At 68.7% G+C, this 16100-nt stretch carries 9 protein-coding genes and 1 riboswitch; of the genes, 6 read left to right on the forward strand and 3 right to left on the reverse strand.

Going from position 1 to position 16100, the window contains the following annotated elements; genetic code table 11:
• Nucleotides 1-273 precede the first annotated feature (273 nt).
• From ACOJUJ_RS24170 to nth, 3 genes are read left to right on the forward strand one after another with little or no spacing between them, the layout of a single operon-like run.
• Nucleotides 274-1203, forward strand: coding sequence for a hypothetical protein (locus ACOJUJ_RS24170; protein WP_420129488.1), 930 nt, complete (start codon nt 274-276; stop codon nt 1201-1203).
• Complete coding sequence (polX, locus tag ACOJUJ_RS24175) at nt 1200-2948, forward strand: DNA polymerase/3'-5' exonuclease PolX (RefSeq protein ID WP_420129489.1); 1749 nt, start codon at nt 1200-1202, stop codon at nt 2946-2948. The genes ACOJUJ_RS24170 and polX overlap by 4 nt, the downstream gene beginning before the upstream one ends.
• Nucleotides 2917-3621 carry an endonuclease III gene (gene nth, locus ACOJUJ_RS24180; protein ID WP_420129490.1) on the forward strand — a complete coding sequence of 235 codons (705 nt, stop codon included), beginning with the start codon at nt 2917-2919 and terminating at the stop codon, nt 3619-3621. The genes polX and nth overlap by 32 nt, the downstream gene beginning before the upstream one ends.
• Before the next feature lie 226 nt (nt 3622-3847).
• Here the strand turns inward: nth and ACOJUJ_RS24185 are convergent, their stop codons facing one another.
• The 3 genes from ACOJUJ_RS24185 to ACOJUJ_RS24195 all read right to left on the reverse strand — a co-directional run bounded on the left by ACOJUJ_RS24185 (nt 3848) and on the right by ACOJUJ_RS24195 (nt 11352).
• Complete coding sequence (locus ACOJUJ_RS24185) at nt 3848-5818, reverse strand: S8 family serine peptidase (RefSeq protein WP_420129491.1); 1971 nt, start codon at nt 5816-5818, stop codon at nt 3848-3850.
• Nucleotides 5819-6633: 815 nt separating this feature from the next.
• A complete protein-coding gene (locus ACOJUJ_RS24190; RefSeq protein WP_420129492.1) occupies nt 6634-9702 on the reverse strand; it encodes a glycosyltransferase family 2 protein in 3069 nt (1022 codons plus the stop codon).
• A 537-nt stretch (nt 9703-10239) separates the two neighbouring features.
• Nucleotides 10240-11352, reverse strand: coding sequence for a glycoside hydrolase family 26 protein (locus ACOJUJ_RS24195; RefSeq protein ID WP_420129493.1), 1113 nt, complete (start codon nt 11350-11352; stop codon nt 10240-10242).
• Nucleotides 11353-11382: 30 nt separating this feature from the next.
• A riboswitch (cyclic di-GMP riboswitch) is annotated at nt 11383-11480 on the reverse strand.
• Nucleotides 11481-12278: 798 nt separating this feature from the next.
• Here ACOJUJ_RS24195 and ACOJUJ_RS24200 point away from each other — a divergent pair.
• The 3 genes from ACOJUJ_RS24200 (at nt 12279) to ACOJUJ_RS24210 (ending at nt 15999) form a co-directional block, all read left to right on the forward strand.
• On the forward strand, nt 12279-13550 hold the full coding sequence (locus ACOJUJ_RS24200) for a DUF3131 domain-containing protein (protein ID WP_420129494.1): 1272 nt from the start codon (nt 12279-12281) through the stop codon (nt 13548-13550).
• 476 nt (nt 13551-14026) lie between these two features.
• Nucleotides 14027-15139, forward strand: coding sequence for a radical SAM protein (locus ACOJUJ_RS24205; RefSeq protein WP_420129495.1), 1113 nt, complete (start codon nt 14027-14029; stop codon nt 15137-15139).
• Nucleotides 15136-15999: a SprT-like domain-containing protein gene (locus tag ACOJUJ_RS24210; protein WP_420129496.1), complete on the forward strand. Its 864-nt coding sequence runs from the start codon at nt 15136-15138 to the stop codon at nt 15997-15999. Before ACOJUJ_RS24205 ends, ACOJUJ_RS24210 begins: the two co-directional genes overlap by 4 nt.
• Nucleotides 16000-16100 lie beyond the last annotated feature (101 nt).

Genomic DNA, 16100 nt, shown 5'->3' on the forward strand with positions numbered 1-16100 from the left:
AAACTGCGTGGGGGAGGGAGAACGGCCAAAAGATGGTCGTCGCGGGATCGAAGTTCTCCCCTTTCTCCCGCGACAGCGGGGGAGAGGGGCCGGGGGAGAGGGGGCCCTGTCGGGCGCAGTTTGATGTACGTAGTCGAGCCCCGAGCCCAGCGGTAACCAACTCCCCTCTCCGTGAGGAACGAACGGGGAGGGGCCGGGGGAGGGGCACCGCGCGGGCGCAGTTCGATGTTGTTCGGGCCGGGGTGTGTTGGTGACTCAACAGGGAGGAACGTGGTGGTGGCGGAGCGAGAGGACGGCAGGGGCGAGGGCGCGGGCAGTGCCCCGGACGGCGTGCCGCGCGTGGCCGGGGATGCCGCCGGCGCGCCGGGTTCGGCCGACGCGGTGGGGACGGCGCGGCTGACGCCGTACGAACTGGCGTTCATGGACGGCGACTTTGAGTCGCGCGTGTTTCCCATGATCCTGGACGAGGCCGAGGGCCGCGGCGAAGACCCCGCGCGCCGCGAGCGCTTCGCCTTTCTGGGCACCAGCGGCGACTCCATCCGCGAGATCATCCCCCCCGACGCGCCTCCCGAAATGCTGGAGGAGTACCGCGCCCTCTTTTATCACGCCTTCAACTTCTGGCGCTTCGGGCGGCGGCTGTACGTGCTGGACCAGGCGGTCGCGCGCTACCTGGTCGAAGGCTCGCCGCGGCTGGAGGGGTGGTCGTTCACCACGCCGTTCGACAGCCTCTACCTGCAGCTTCCGCCCAACCTGTTCTGGGCCAGCATTGGCACCGACGTGCCGCCGGAGCCGGTGGACGGCTTTTTCGTCACCATCTGCGGCGGCTGCGACCCGCTGGAGGTGGACTTTACCGACGTGCAGGTGCTGATGGTGCTGGGCATCCACCGCATGCGGGATGGCTTCAGCGTGGTCCCCTTCGACACCGAGGTGGGCGTCGGCATCCCCCCCGTGTGGACGGAGCCGGGGCGCGAGGCGGGAATGGACTTCGAAAACGTGCTCCCCGGCGGCGAAATCAGCGGACTGTACTCCATCCTCACCACCTCCGAGGCGATCAAGCTGGTGGCGCGCGCGCTGTGGTACATCGAAAACCACACGGAAGACGTCACCTCCGCTCCCGCGCCCGAGCGCCGCGCCCACGACCGGCCGGGCTCGCCGCCGTTCTCGCGCCTCGACTTTCACCGCGTGCGGCTGGGCGGCGGATGACCGCGCGCGAGGCCGCCGCGGCGCTGGGCGAGATCGCCATGCTGCTGGAGGTGGTGGGCGGCAACCCCTTCCGCGCCAAGGCCTTTCAGTCCGCCGCCCGCACCCTGGAAACGTCGTCCGCCGACCTGACGGCGCTCGCCGCCGCGGGCCAGCTGCGCACCCTTCCCGGCGTGGGAGAAGGGATCGCCGGCGTGCTGAACGAGCTGGTGACCACGGGCACCTCGCGCATGCTGGAGGAACTGCGCGAGCAGACGCCGGTGGGGCTGTACGACGTGATGCGGATCAAGGGCGTGGGCGCCAAGCGCGGCCGCACGCTCTTCAAGGAGCTGGGGATCGACTCGCTGGACAAGCTGGAAGAGGCCGCGGCGGCGGGCCGGCTGGCGGCGCTCCCCGGCTTTGGCGCCAAGACGGCGGAGGCGATCCTCAAGGGTGTCGCCTTCGCGCGGTCCATGCGCGGGCGGCGGCGCTACTACCAGGCGGTGGAAGCCGCCGCGGCGCTGCTGGAGCTGGTAGAAGGGCTCCCCGGCGTGCTCCGCGCCAGCTCCGCCGGCCAGGTGCGGCGCCGGCTGGAGGTGGTCGACTCCATCGACATGGTGGCCGCGTCGGATGATCCGGAAACCGTGCTGGCCGCGTTCCGCGCGCTGCAGGGCGTGGAGCGCGCGGACCACGACGACGCGGACGCGCGGGCGGAGATCCAGTTCGCGGACGGGGTGAAGGCGACCCTCACCTGCGTGCCACCGGCCGCGTATCCCACCGCCCTCGTTTTCGCCACCGGGAGCGACAGGCACCTGCAGCAGCTGCGCGCGCGGGCGGAGTCGCAAAAGCTGCGGCTGGAGGCGGACGGCGTCTACGCGGGAACGCGGCGCCGTGCGGCCAAGGACGAGGCAGGGGTGTACAAAGTGCTCGGCCTCGATTTTATTCCTCCCGAGCTGCGCGAGGGGTGGGGGGAGATCGAGGCCGCGGCGGAGGGGAAGCTGCCCAAGCTGGTGGAGGTAGACGATCTTCAGGGCACCTTCCACTGCCACACCACGTACTCGGATGGCCGCGCGTCCGTCGCCGAGATGGCGGAGGCGGCGCGGGAGCGGGGGTGGCGCTACCTGGGGATCGCGGACCACTCGCAGTCTGCGGGGTACGCCGGCGGGCTGCCGGTGGCGGCCGTGCGCCGCCAGCACCGCGAGATCGACGCGTGGAACGCGGAGCACGGGGGAAAGGGGAAAAAGCGCTTCCGCCTGTTCAAGGGGATCGAGTCCGACATCCTGGCCAACGGCGCGCTCGATTATCCCGCCGACGTGCTGCGGGCGTTCGACTACATCGTCGGCTCCGTCCACAGCAACTTCGCGCTGGGTGAAAAGGAGCAGACGGCGCGGCTGATCCGGGCGGTGTCCAATCCCCACATCACCATGCTGGGCCACGCCACCGGCCGTCTGCTGCTCAAGCGCAGCGGCTACGCGGTGGACGTAAAGGCGGTGATCGACGCGGCGGCTGAGCACGGCACCTGTGTGGAGATCAACGCCGATCCGCACCGGCTGGACGTAAACTGGGAAAATGCGCGCTACGCCGCCGAAAAAGGGATCCTGATCCCCATCAACCCCGACGCGCACAGCACGGGCGCGCTGGGGAACGTGGCGTACGGGGTGAACGTGGCGCGCAAGGCGTGGCTCACCGCGCCGCAGGTGTTGAACACGTGGGACCTGGACGATCTGGAGGAGTTTTTTGCGCAGAGAAAGCAAAAAGGCGCGGCGTGAGCGGGTCGCGTCCATCCTGGCCGGGCTGGCCTCGCTCTACCCCGACAGCCGCTGCTCGCTGGAGCACGCGAATCCCCTGCAGCTGGTGGTCGCCACCGTCCTGAGCGCGCAGACAACCGACGCCGCGGTCAACCGCGTGACGCCCGCACTGTTCGCCCGCTTTCGCACCGCGCGGGACTTTGCCGACGCCACGCAGGAGGAGATGGAGGACCACCTCAAGACCCTCAACTTCTTCCGCAGCAAGTCAAAGGCGCTCATCGGGCTGGGGCGCGCCCTTGTCGAGCGGCACGGCGGCGAGGTGCCGATGGACATGGACGCGCTCACGCAGCTTCCCGGCGTGGGGCGCAAGACGGCGAACGTCGTCCTCGGTGTCGGTTTCGGCTTGGCGGAGGGCGTGGTGGTGGATACGCACGTCAAGCGCATCGCCGCGCGGCTGGGCCTTACGCGCGAGGAGGACCCGGAGAAGGTGGAGCAGGACCTGCTGCCGGTTCTGGGGATGCCGGACCGGGTGATCTTCACGCACCGCATCATCGACCACGGCCGCGCCGTCTGCACCGCGCGCCGCGCCTTTTGCGAGCGCTGCGGGCTGGCGCCGTTGTGCCCCACCGCGCCCGAGGCGTACCGCACCCCCCGTCCCGCCGAGGTGCCGGAGGCCGCCGCCGTGGCGAGCTGATACCGATTGTGCTGATTGGCGGTGCACTCTTGCAGCGGAGCGGCGGACCAGCGCACACGGACAGGAGGGCTGTCGTGCGAGGAAGGCGCTGGAGTGGCGGAATTACACACGCGGAGGATCGCTGTCATTCCGGGAAGGCGCTCCGCGTGATCCCAACTCACGCACGGGCGACGGCGGGATCGGCGCGGGGCCTTCCTCACGGAATCGGTTTTCCCGAAGCCTTCGGCTACACGGCGCAGGCGAAGTTCGGGTCGTAGCAGGGAGCCTGAACGTAGATCATGGTCTCCGCGCGAGCATCATCCGGTCCCTGTGTCGCCACGATGCGCACGTAGAAGTTCTCCCCGGGATATACGTACGCGTTGAACGTGTCGCCGGTAGGCCCGGTGGACCAGTTCACACCGTTCTGGCTGGTTTGCCACGTGTACTGCACCGCCTGCACTCCACCCGTCGAAGTCGCCGTCCAGGTGTAGTAGCCGGGTGTCTCGATAAAGGTGGGCCCGCTGATCCAGGCGCCCAGCCGCCCCACGAGCGCGCGGTACGCGTTGACCTTGCCGCGGCCAAAGCGGTTGGCCGCGCCCCACCAGTCCGCCGCGTCGTACACGCGGGTCTTGGCCTGCGCCGCCGTGAGCGTGGGTTCGCGGGCCAGCAGCATGGAGAACACGCCCGCCACCTGCGGCGCCGCCGCCGACGTTCCGGAGAAGGTGCTGGTGTAGTCCATGTCTCCGCCCGGACCATCGTTGCACCCGCGCGCGCCCACCAGGTCCGCCGTCACCACGTCGCCGATGCACACGCCCGTGAAATGGCCACTGGGCGCCACCAGGTCCAGCTCCGAGCCGTCGGGGCTGTAGTCGGTCACCTGCCCGTCGCGGTTGATGGCGCCCACCGCCACCGACGCCGCCAGCGACGCCGGGTAGCGTACGGGGCCAATGATGCCCTGCCCGCGCGCCGACGTGTTGCCCGCGCTGAAGACGAACACCGCGCCACGGCCGCCGCGCCCTTGCGTGCTGCCGGCGTTCACGGCGCTGGTGATGGCGTTGCTGGCCACGGCCCCGCCCCAGCTGTTGCTGAGCACCTGCACGCCCAGCCAGTACCAGGCGAAGTTCAGCGCGTCGGCGATCTGCGCGTTGGACGCCACCGTGCCGCAGCGAAAGATGCGGATGGGGATGATGTTCACGCCCGGCGCGGCCCCGCCGCCGCCCGCCGCGCTGTTGTGCTGCTGCAGGATGGTGCCGGCCGACATGGTGCCGTGGCTGTCGCCGGTGCACTCCGGGTTGCTGGCGAACCCGTCGTTGATGCCGAACGCATCAAAGCCCCACTGCACGTGTCCCGCGAAGTCCGGGTGCGACGCGTCCACGCCGTCGTCCACCACCGCGATGTTGAAGCCGCCGGTGCTGGGGGCCCAGGCACCCGTGGTAAGGTCCCAGGCATCGGCCGCGTTGATGTCCACGCGAACACCGTTGAGACGTGTGTTGTTGCGCAGGTAGTACTGCTGCGCGAAGAACGGGTCCGTGGGGATGTAGTGCCGCTCGAGGTCGGAAACCTTGTCCGGGTCCGCCCATTCCACCTGAGGATGCCGGTCCAGCGCCGCGGCCACCCGCAGCGGGTCCGTGCCCGGGCCGTACTCCAGCCAGTGGCTCAGCGCCCCGCGCGACGGGTTGGGCTCGCGCGCCACGCGGGCGCCCACCCGCGCGGCGATGGACGCGATCTCGCCGCGGCTGGTGCCCTCGCGAAAGCGCACCGCCACGCGGTTCAGCAGCAGCACCTTGCCGCCGCCCGCGCGCGTGCGGTACCCCACCGACGCGAACTCGAAGCGCGGGTCCTTGCGCAGCCGCTCGCGGGCTTCCAGGGCCCGGGCCCGCGTGGTGGATGCGGGAAGGGTGATGACCCGGTGCCCGGCCGCCTGCGGGAGCTCCCGGTCGCCGCCGGGGGTAATGCCCAGCTCGGCCAGCACCTGCCGGACCGCGGCGGCCCCGTCCGGCTGCCGCGACACCACCACCAGCTCGGAAGGCTCCGCGTCCAGCAGCACGCGCTCGCCCTGGTAATAGTAGAACGGCTCGGTGTCCGACGGAGCGGCGTTGAGGGCGGCCGCGCCGGCCTCGGCGGGCTCCAGTGGCGCGCCGCGGTCCGCGCAGGCGGACGTGCCGAGCGCGAGCGCGCCGGCAAGCGCCAGCAACCGGTTGGTACGAGGGAGATTCATCTGGATCCTCACGAAAGCTTGACGGGAGATTGGCGCGAATCCGTGGGCAACGGCGGAAACAACCACGAACATGCGCCGCAGATTCAGTCTTAAAATGATTTTAATAGAGGCGAGCGGAAATGAGAAGTCCCCTCAGTGTCGCCTGCGGTAGCCCATTTCCCTTTCGTCCTCGTCATCAGCTCCGGGCCAGGGGATCATTCATCGCGTCGCACCGTCCGGATTTTGCGACGGACGGATGAGTGCACCTGCGTTCTGCCGGCCCCGCCCGTGCGGGCGCACGGGCGGGTGACGATCCGGGCTCTTCCGGGGTGGGGATCAGGCGCGCAGGTTCACGCACCACGGGGTGATGGCGACGCCCACGGACACCACCGTCGACAGCGTGCCCCCCATAGCCTCCTCCACCCTCGACTGCTCACAGTCCAGTATCTTTCGCGGACATTGTTGATATGATTAATCACCGGCACTAGGCTGGGACAACGCACGAAAATCGTGCTCTTGCTCTCACCCTCTGCCGGAGATCGCCCCATGACGCTCGATCCGAACTGAATCGCCGTGCAAACCTTTAGGTCAGCACGCTCGACCTGGTCAGCATCACCCCCATCGTTTCGACCGACCAGGTGCCCCACTGCCAGGGCCCTTCCGCCCGCTACTGCTGATTCGCCGCAGCCTCCGCGGACGTTGAGCCGGACCTGGATCAGGAAAAGCGCCGGTGACGTAGGAAGCAGCAGGGACGGAGAAACCGAGGCGTACGCGGCCTCCGTTTCTCCGTCCCTCTGCTTGTCCGCGGAAAATCTCTTTCCGGCCCGAAATCCTCGTCAGAACAGCCGAGGCAGCCCCACCGCTTCCAGCTTGACGTAGGGAAACACGCTGGGTGAGTCGTCGCGGTTGTCGGCCTTGCCGCCCACCACGCCCACCAGGCGAAAACCGGGCGACAGCTGGTACTCCACCAGGCCACCGGCCTGGAACGCCTGGTAGTCGCCGTCGCCGCCGCCCTGGATGCCGGCCTCCAGGCCCGCGTTGAGGCCCGTGTAGTCGCCCGTGTCCAGCACGCGCATGGAGCCGCGGAAGTTGGTCCAGTAGTACTCCGCGCCAAAGTTGTACAGCCCGATCGCCTGCCCGGACCGCCGCCCGTCGCCCCACCAGTTGGCCTGCACCTGCGTCACCAGGCCGTCCTCGCCGCCGCCCGGCGCGCCGACCGCGTTGTCCGGCACCGTGTTGTCGTCGTCGCCGCCGCTCACCAGCGCGTAGCCCACCGTGGCCGCAACCGCGCCGCCGTTCAGCCCGTAGCGCACGCCCACGGCGGGGGTGACGGAGTTCAGCGTCTGCGTCTCGTCGTTGCCGGCGGGGTACACCAGGTGAAACGCGCTCACCCCGGCCGTAAAGCCCAGCCCCGTGCCCGGCGAGCTGACCGACGCGCCCACCAGGTACAGCTGAAGGTCTTCGGCGTCGAACTCCGTGGCCGCGTACACCACCGGCTCCAGCTGTGCCTGCGCCGGGGCGGCCAGCGCCACCGCGATTCCCACCACCGCCGCCTTGCTTGCGCGGCCCAGCAGCCTGCTTGCTTGCATCCTCTCGATTCCTTTTTCGGGTCCGATGTCCACCCGGCGCCGGCGCTGCACGCCTACCGCGAAGCGCAGGCCGATGGGTGTCTCGATGGCCCGGGCGAACACCACCCGGCCGGTGCCGCGAACCTTGGTTCCCGGCACCTCGAAATGAACCAGCGTGTGCGGCGGCACCGGCTCGTCCATCACCAGCCGCGCGCCACCGGCGCTGATCTCCTCCAGAAAGCCCACCCGCTGCTTTCCGCGCTTCTTGCCCCGGCCGCCCAGCTGCACCGTGGCCGGCATGCGCACCGGGCGCCGCTTTTCGCGCCGGCCGTTGCGGATCCAGTCCATGGTGCGGTCGAACATCCGGGGCGAGGCGATGCTGTACTGCGACTGCTCCAGCGGCACCGAGTGGCTGGTGCAGTGCAGCTCGATCTGGTCGCGCACGTTCATCGGCAGGTCGCCGAACGTGATCCCCGACCGGTACGCCGGCACCGTGGCGGGCCCCGCGGCCGCCGCCTTGCGCCGCTTCACCTTTTCCTGCACCTCCGCGCTGTACAGCACCTTTCCCGTCACCGTGACCGTCGCCGTGCTCAGCGGCAGCGTAAGGCGCATCTCCGTTCCCTCCGCCAACGGCTGCGCGGTGCGCACGGCGATGCCGCCGGGGTTCAGGTCCTCCGCCAGCGCGATACGCGACTTTGTGCGCCCGCCCGCGCCGGAGATGGCCAGCGTGACGGGAAAGCGGTCGCGGAAGCGGTGGTCGGCCCGGTGCGTGCGGGCGCGCATGCTCATCCGCACCACCGACGCCGCCACGGCAAAGTTGATGGAGGCCCAGAACGCGTTGCTCAGGAACGCGACGGACTTCCACCCCTCCACCCGGTAGTCCACCCAGCCGAACTCGTACGCGAGCGTCGCCCACAGCACCGCCACCAGCGACAGCGCCATTACCGTCACCTGCGGCGCGTACGTCTTGAACGGCACGTGCCCCGGCCCCTTGGGCGTCACCTTGAACTTCTGCTCCTTGCGGCTGAAGATGGACAGCACGGCGCGCGTGTACGTCCAGAACTTCACCATGTGGAAGCGTTCCGACATCCAGGTGTTGCTGCGCCCCCGCGCCCACGCTTCCGACAGCAGAAAGCTCAGGAACAGGAAGGGGATGAAGCGCGCCAGGAACGCCGAGTTCATGGCGTTGATGGGCAGAATGCCGCTGAAGAAGAAGATGAGCGGCGACGCGTAGTACACCAGCTTCTGCAGCCCCCCCACGTACGCCGTAAGGCTGCCGAAGTAGCTGATGCGCTGCGACAGGCTGAGCCCCGGATAGGTGATGGGGTTGAAGCGCTTGAACACCTGCATGCCGCCCTGGCCCCAGCGCAGGTGCTGCGTGTGGAACGCCACCGCGTTGTGCGCCGCCAGCCCGTACACCAGGCTTTCGCCGTAGAACGCCGAGTTCCACCCCTTGGCGTGCAGCAGCAGCGAAGTCTCGATGTCCTCGGTGATCGTCTTGACGCTGAAGCCGCCGATGCTGTCCAGCGCCGCACGCCGGATCACCGCGCTGCACCCGCAAAAGAAGGTGCAGTTGATGCTGTCCTTGCCTGCCTGGATCACCCCGAAGAACAGCCGCTGCTCTTCCCAGATGCGCCGCGAGTGCTCGTCGACGTTGTAGGTAAACGCGTCGGTGTTGTAAAAGTCCTGTGGCGTCTGCACGAACGCGAGTTTGGGATCTTCGTCGAAGAAGCCCAGCACGCGGTCCAGGATGTGGGGAAGCGGAACGTGGTCCGCGTCCAGCTGCAGGATGAAGTCGCCGTCGGTGAACCGCAGCGCGTTGTTCAGGTTGCCGGCCTTGGCGTGCTCGTGCGTGGTGCGGCGGATGTAGCCCAGCCCCAGCTCCTGCGCCATGGACTGCACCTCGTCGCGCTCGCCGTCATCCAGGATGTACGTCTTGTGGGGATAGCGGATGGCCCGCGCGCCGATGGCGGTGCGGCGAATGACCTCCAGCGGCTCGTCGTAGCAGGTGATGAACACGTCCACCGTCATCCCCGGCGGGGCGGGGAGGGGCTGGCGGTGCCGGATGCGCCACACGGAGTGGATCATCACGAACGCCGTCACCAGCCCCCACGTTTCCGCCAGCGCCAGCGGAATGCTGAACCACAGGGCGTCGGGGTTCAGCGTCCATCCCCATCGCCAGATGATGTAGTACGTCCAGTACGCCAGTGTAACGACGGCAATGCCGCGTATGATCCGTTCCTGCCATTCCGGAAGGTGCGGCACCGAGTTGGTGGGCCGCCGCCGCAGCGGTTCGGCGTGCGGCGCCGGGACGCCGCGAGTGTTGGTCACGCTCATTCATTCTGCACATTTGGCCGCGGCCGCCGTCTTCCCGAATCGCGGGAAAAGCGGTCCGCTGCGTTGCATCTGCCTGCGCCCAGGATCGCGCAAGCTGCTACCGAAAACCGAACCAGCGCCGATCGCGGCCGGGGTTTACGCGAGAACCGTGCCCTCTCGCAAAAGTTGCTGCACGATGTCCAAGTACCCCAACCACAAGGGATTAGAACAGGATCATCTGTTCCAGAGACCGTTTTCCCCTTCTTTCTGCTACACGCGTAGCCCCATCCTGCAGCATCCTGTTCCCCAGGATGCAGCAAGATCACCTTTGCTACGGTATCAGCGTTGCGAATCGATCTATCCCATTCTGATATACCGAAAAAGGGTTTTACGCAGAGTTACCAGAGTCACCAGAGTTTGTCCCTCGCGCGGATCAAACTTCGGCGACTCTGATCACTCTGTGTGAGAGCTGCTGTTCGGCGGATGATCAGACGAAATCGGGCGCCGCACCGGGGAAGGTGCGGCGCCCGATTCGGACGTCGTCGGTGGCGGGTGAAATCAGCGCGCGGCGAGGGAGGCCAGGGAGGTGCTCGCGGCTACGTCGAAGGCGGCGCGGATGCGCGGCTCGGCCATCGCGGCGCGGAACGCCGCCTCCGCCGCGGGCGACGACTCGATGCGCCAGTCCGCTTCCTTGTTCATGTTGAACCACACGGCGCCGACCACGTTGGGGTGGTTGAGCAGCGCGCGGTAGGCGTCGCTGATCCACTGCGCCTTGGCGTTCCCCGCGCCCTCGTCCGTGGCGAACTCGCCCACGATGATGGGCTTGCCCGGGTAGCGGTTCACCAGGTCGCTCAGGATGTGGTCCGCGCGCGCCCCGTCAAACATCTCGCTGAACCCCGTCCAACCGCCGCCCCACACCCGCGGCGCGTTGAAGCCGTGCGCGCCCACGTAGTCCACGTACGCGTCGCCGGGATAGTAGTTGCCGTACCAGTTCCAGTGCCCCGTCCCCGCGCCCGCCTGCACCGGGTTGCCCACGTTGGGGTTGAACACCCAGCGGACGTTGGTGGCGCCCTCGCGGCGAAAGATGCCGACGATGCGGCGCCAGGCGGCCGCGTACTTGGCCGGCGCGTTCTGGTTGGCGCCGTTCTCGATCCCCTGCCAGGCGTACTGCCAGTTGCCGTTCATCTCCCACGCCGGCTCCAGCAGCACGGGATCGCCAAAGGCCGCAAAGCCGCGCGCCATGGCCGTGAGCCGCGCATCCGCCGCGCCGGCGTTGATGGCGTCCAGCAGCCCCTTTTCCGGCGCGCCCGTCCAGCGCAGGTCGATGGCCAGAAAGTTGGTGCTCCCGGCGTTGCGGACCGCGCGCAGCAGCTGGCCGCACCAGGCGCCGGCGGACCAGTCGCACTCCAGGTTGTGGAAGGTCTTTACCAGCGACGGGTGCTTGCCGGAGCGCTGCGTCCACTCGGCGATGGCCGGGCCGATCTGCTCGGGGGTGCTGTTGGCGTCGCCCAGGAACGCGCCGGAGAAAAAGGGGCGCGCGCTGTTCTGCGCGGGCGGCGTGGCCGGCGCGGTGGGCGGATCGGGCGGGGTCTCGGCGGCGGTGGGCACGTCGGCGCAGGCTGCAAGAAGCGCGGCCATGGCCACGACGGCCACCCGGGGGGGGCGGAGCATGGGGGAAAACTGCATGGGCACAGCACCTGGTTCGGCGGCTCGACCGGCGTGGCGGGGCGCGGGCGCGCCCTGCGGTAGCCTCGAAGCTTTGCGTCCCCGCCTTTCGGCCGGGTTTGCCACTTCTCGACGGTGCCCGATGCCGGGGCGGGAACCCCGGCGGCGGGACGGATCAGGGCAGGGGGAATGGCACTTTGCATTCCGTATGTTGCGGAATGCGTAAGCGATTGTAATTGCTGGGTTTAGTGAATGCTGCAGGCGCGATGTCGGGGTGCCGATGCCGCGATTTGCGGGACTCTGCGGCATTCTGCAAAGCGGCTTTGGCGCCGTATGGAAGACGATGATCTACAAGCACTTGCGCAGCGTCGGGGAACCCTCACCCGCTCGCTTAGGCTCGCACCCTCTCCCGCAAGCGGGAGAGGGTATAAACGTCACGCATACCAGCGGTGCATTTCCGGCGGGGGTGGACGCGCGGGAACTGTCTACCATCGCCAACGTTCAACTCCGCGCAGGCCCCCGCCGGCACGAGCGGTTGAAGCCCCGTTCGGCGAGCGCAGCGAGCCGGGACGGGGCTTGTCGCTTTCCCAGCAGCGGGTTCACCCGCTCATCCTCGCGCTCATCCCACAACACTTCGTCCGCTCGTCGCCCGCTCATCCTCGCGCTCATCCCACAACACTTCGTCCGCTCGTCGCCCGCTCATCCTCGCGCTCATCCCACAACACTTCGTCCGCTCGTCACCCGCTCATCCCACCCGCTTTCTCGCTCGTCCCGCCGCTCATCCCCTGCGATCCCCCGTCGTTCGTTTCTGCGCCCATTCGTAAACGGCTGGTGCGGAGCTTGCCTGTGCCGGCGCCCCGGCTGATACGCGTGGATGTCTCAGCCTTGACCGGCGTTACGCCGCGGCTGCACTCCGACCGACCCGGACCCGAATGCTCAAGAGATTCATCCCGGCCCTCGCGCTGGTGTTGGCGACGGCTGATGGACTGGACGCGCAGCGCACTCCCGCCGCGCTTGCCGATCGCGACCTGTACGAAAGCGCGGCCCGCACGGCGTACGCGTACGTGGAGGGCAACTACAACGCGCAGACGGGGTGGATCAACTCCGTGGAGGGCTACCCGTTCGCCACCGTCTGGGACATCGGCAGCGGGCTGATGGCGCTGTTCTGCGCCGACCAGCTGGACCTGCTGGACGGCGAGGAGTACGACCGGCGGATGCGCCGCGCCCTGCAGTCGCTGATCGACGCGCGGCTGTTCGAGGACGCTGCGTTCAACAAGAGCTACTCCACCGCCACGGGGCAGATCGCCGGCCGGGCGGGGCAGGAGGCAGCCACGTCGGAGCGCGGCTACGGCTGGTCGGTGACGGACATTGGCCGGCTGATGAACGTGCTGCGGGTGATCGACGCCAACCATCCCCAGTACCGCGACCTGATCACGCAGATCGTGGGGCGGATGGATTACTCGCGCCTCATCCGCGACGGCTACCTGCGCGGCGAGGACCTGGATTCGCGCGGGCGGCTGCGGCGCTACCAGGAGGGGCGCGTGGGCTACGAGCAGTACGCGGCCAACGGCTTCGCGCTGTGGGGGCGCAACGCGGCGCAGGCCATGAACGTGCGGCAGAACACGCGCGAGGTTACGGTGCTGGGCATTCCCCTGCTGCGCGACGTGCGCCCGGAGTATCACCTGACCAGCGAGCCGTTTCTGATGATGGGGCTGGAGACGGGGTTCTCGGGGGAGATGCGCGACCTGGCGTGGCGGGTGCTGGCGGCGCAGGAGGCTCGCTGGCGGCAGACGGGCACCATCACCCTGGTCAGCGAGGACGCGCTGACCGGCGCGCCGTTCTTTCTCTACTACTCCGTGCACGCCGACGGTCGTGAGTTCCTGGTAGAGCCGCCCGCCGGAGCGCCGGACGGGCCGCGTCCGCGTACCGTGAGCACCAAGGCGGCGTTCGGCTGGCACGCGCTGTTCCCCAGCCAGTACACGTGGAGCGGCGTGCAGCGCGTTGAAGGCGCGCGGGCGCAGGGTGGATGGGGATCGGGCGTGTTCGAGGAGAGCGGCCGCGTTTCCGGCGCCCCGAACGTCAACACCGCCGCGATCGTGCTGGAAGCCGTGCTCTACTATGCCCGCGGCGGCCGCCCCCTCATCCACCCGCCTGAAGCGCCGGCGCAGGCTGCCCCGGCGACCGCCCAGGCGGCGACGCCGTAAGAAGCAGCCGCTTGGGATTCTGAGCTTTGCGCGACCCGCGGCGCCCCCTCCGGGCGAGCACCACTCGCCCACCTCCCCCGAAACTGCCGGGGGAGGTTTGGTTTGTGGGGCAGGCGCTGAAGCTCCGTGGCGAACTCCGGCGCGCCCCCATCCGGGCGGGCACCACCCGCCCACCTTCCCCCAAAACACCCTGAGGGAAGGTTGATGTAGAGCCAAGCTCGATGCGCCGTGGCAGACTCTGGCCTGGCCCCGTGTCGCAGCGGGACTGAAGTTTCACCTCCCCCAGGGTTTTTTTGGGGGAGGTGCGAGCCTAAGCGAGTCAGGGGGCGCCCGGCGGGCGGCAGGATCTCACCCGCTCACCCGCTCACCCGTTCACCCGCTCACCCGTTCACCTCACACCCTCCGTTGACTCCCACCCCGCCGGTCGCGAAATTCAGGGCATGACGCAACTTGACCGTACCGCACAGGGAGACACCGTGCTGGTCGATAGATCCGCGGGCGTGCAGCAGACGCTCGCAGAGGTGGCGGAGAGGGTGAAGGGCGGCGGCCGCATCTCGACGGCCGAGGCGCGGCTGTTGTGGGAGCACGCCTCGGACGAGGAACTGCGGCGCATGGCCGGGATGGTGCGCGCGCGCTTCCACGCGCCCAAGAAGGCCACGTACATGGTGATGCGCATCATCAACTACACCAACGTGTGCGTGGCCCAGTGCGACTACTGCGCGTTCTACGTCCTTCCCAACCAGGCCGGCGGCTACGTGCTGAGCCGCGAGGACGTGTTCGCCAAAGTGGACGAGCTGCTGAAGCTGGGCGGCGACCTGGTGAGCTTCAACGGCGGCTTCAACCCCAGGCTGCCGCTTCACTTCTACGCGGACCTGTTTGCCGCCGTGCGCGAGCGGTACGGCGACCGGGTGGAGTTCTACGCGCTCACCATCGCCGAGTTCATGTTCCTGGCGGACCGCGCGGGCCTCAGCTACCACCAGGCCGCGGCCGCCATGCGCGACGCGGGCGTGCACTGGATTACCGGCGGCGGCTCGGAGATCCTGACGGAGGATTTCCGAAAGCGCCACGCCAAGTTCAAGTACACCGTCGCGCAGTACTTTCAGGCGCAGCGGGCCATCGTCGAGACGGGGATGCGCACCACGGCCACGATGGTGATCGGTTTCGACGAGACGCTGGATGAGCGGCTGGAGCACCTGGAGCGCACGCGGGCCTTTCAGGACGAGTGCCTGGAGGATGACTGGGACGGCCTGTTCTCGTTCCTGTGCTGGACGTACAAGCCGTACGGCACGGCGCTGGGGGGGATGGAGATCACTCCGCGCGAGTACTGGCGCCACATCGCGCTCTGCCGCATCTACCTGGACAACGTGAAGCACATGCGCACCAGCGTCCTTACGCTCAACGAGGACGCCTTTCGCGCGCTGGAGTACGGGGCGAACGACTTCGATTTGCCGGTGGAGGACGAGGTGACGCAAAAGGCCGGCGCCACCATCGACCTGGACCTGGAAAAGCTGCTGGAGGTGCCCCGCGCGATGGGGTACGAGGTGGAGTACCGGCACGCCGAGCGGCCGCCCGCCCTGGCCGCCGCGTGAGCCTGGTGGACGACGTGCTGGATCTGTTCGGCTGGGTGCCGCCCGCGCGGCCCCGGCCGAAGTCGTCTGCGCCGCCGAAGCCTGCCCCCGTCGCGGAGCCGCAGCCTTCCGCCGCGCCGGCGCCGAACGCCGCACCTTCGCCGGGCGCCTTGGCTCCCCGCAACGCGCCGACGTCGAAGAAAGCGTCTGCGCCTGCAAAGCGTGCGGGCCGGTCAGAGGCCGAGATCCTGGCGGTGGTGGCGCCGATCGCGCCGCACTTTCGCAAAGTGGTGTTCACCCGCAACCGGCGCATCATGGCGTCGGTGGGCGACCGTGGGCGCGAGCTGCGGCTGAACGACGCGTTCGCCACGGCCCCGCGCGAGGTGCTGGCGGCGGTGGCGCGGCTGTTTTCCGCGCGCGACGCGCAGACGCGTTCGCGGGCCAAGGCGGCCGTGCGCGAGTTCATCGCCACCATCCCGCTGGAGAGCACGGCCGTACGCCGCCGCCCGCGCACCCGTCAGATCGAGCCCGGCGACGAGCCGCACCTGCAGATGCTGCTGGACGAGTTCCGGCGCATCAACGCGTCGCACTTCGGGGGTGAGCTGCCGGAGGTGCCGCTGTACCTGAGCGGCCAGATGCGCCGCCGCAACGGCCACTTCTGCTCCAACCCGGTGGAGATCGTCATCTCCCGGACCCTGTGCACCCACGCCCACGACGGCGAGGCGTTGCACACGCTGCGGCACGAGATGATCCACCTGTGGCAGCACGCGACCGGCAAAAAGCCGGATCACGGCCCGGAGTTCCGCGCCTGGGCGCGCAAGCTGGACGTGCACCCGCGCGCAACGCGGCGGGTCGCCTGGAAGAACCAGCGCCGTCCGTGATGGTGTGATGGTGTGATGGTGTGATGGTGTGATGGTGTGATGGTGTGATGGTGTGATGGTGTGATGGTGTGATGGTGTGATGGTGTGATGGTGTGATGGTG

The organism is Longimicrobium sp. (assembly GCF_048594345.1).
GTDB lineage: Bacteria > Gemmatimonadota > Gemmatimonadetes > Longimicrobiales > Longimicrobiaceae > Longimicrobium.

What these genes read in the sequence shown, in the direction of transcription:
- ACOJUJ_RS24190 (WP_420129492.1), bottom strand. Translation starts at nt 9,702, where the DNA reads ATGAGCGTGACCAACACTCGCGGCGTCCCGGCGCCGCACGCCGAACCG.
- polX (WP_420129489.1), top strand. Translation starts at nt 1,200, where the DNA reads ATGACCGCGCGCGAGGCCGCCGCGGCGCTGGGCGAGATCGCCATGCTG.
- ACOJUJ_RS24195 (WP_420129493.1), bottom strand. Translation starts at nt 11,352, where the DNA reads ATGCTCCGCCCCCCCCGGGTGGCCGTCGTGGCCATGGCCGCGCTTCTT.
- ACOJUJ_RS24185 (WP_420129491.1), bottom strand. Translation starts at nt 5,818, where the DNA reads ATGAATCTCCCTCGTACCAACCGGTTGCTGGCGCTTGCCGGCGCGCTC.
- ACOJUJ_RS24200 (WP_420129494.1), top strand. Translation starts at nt 12,279, where the DNA reads ATGCTCAAGAGATTCATCCCGGCCCTCGCGCTGGTGTTGGCGACGGCT.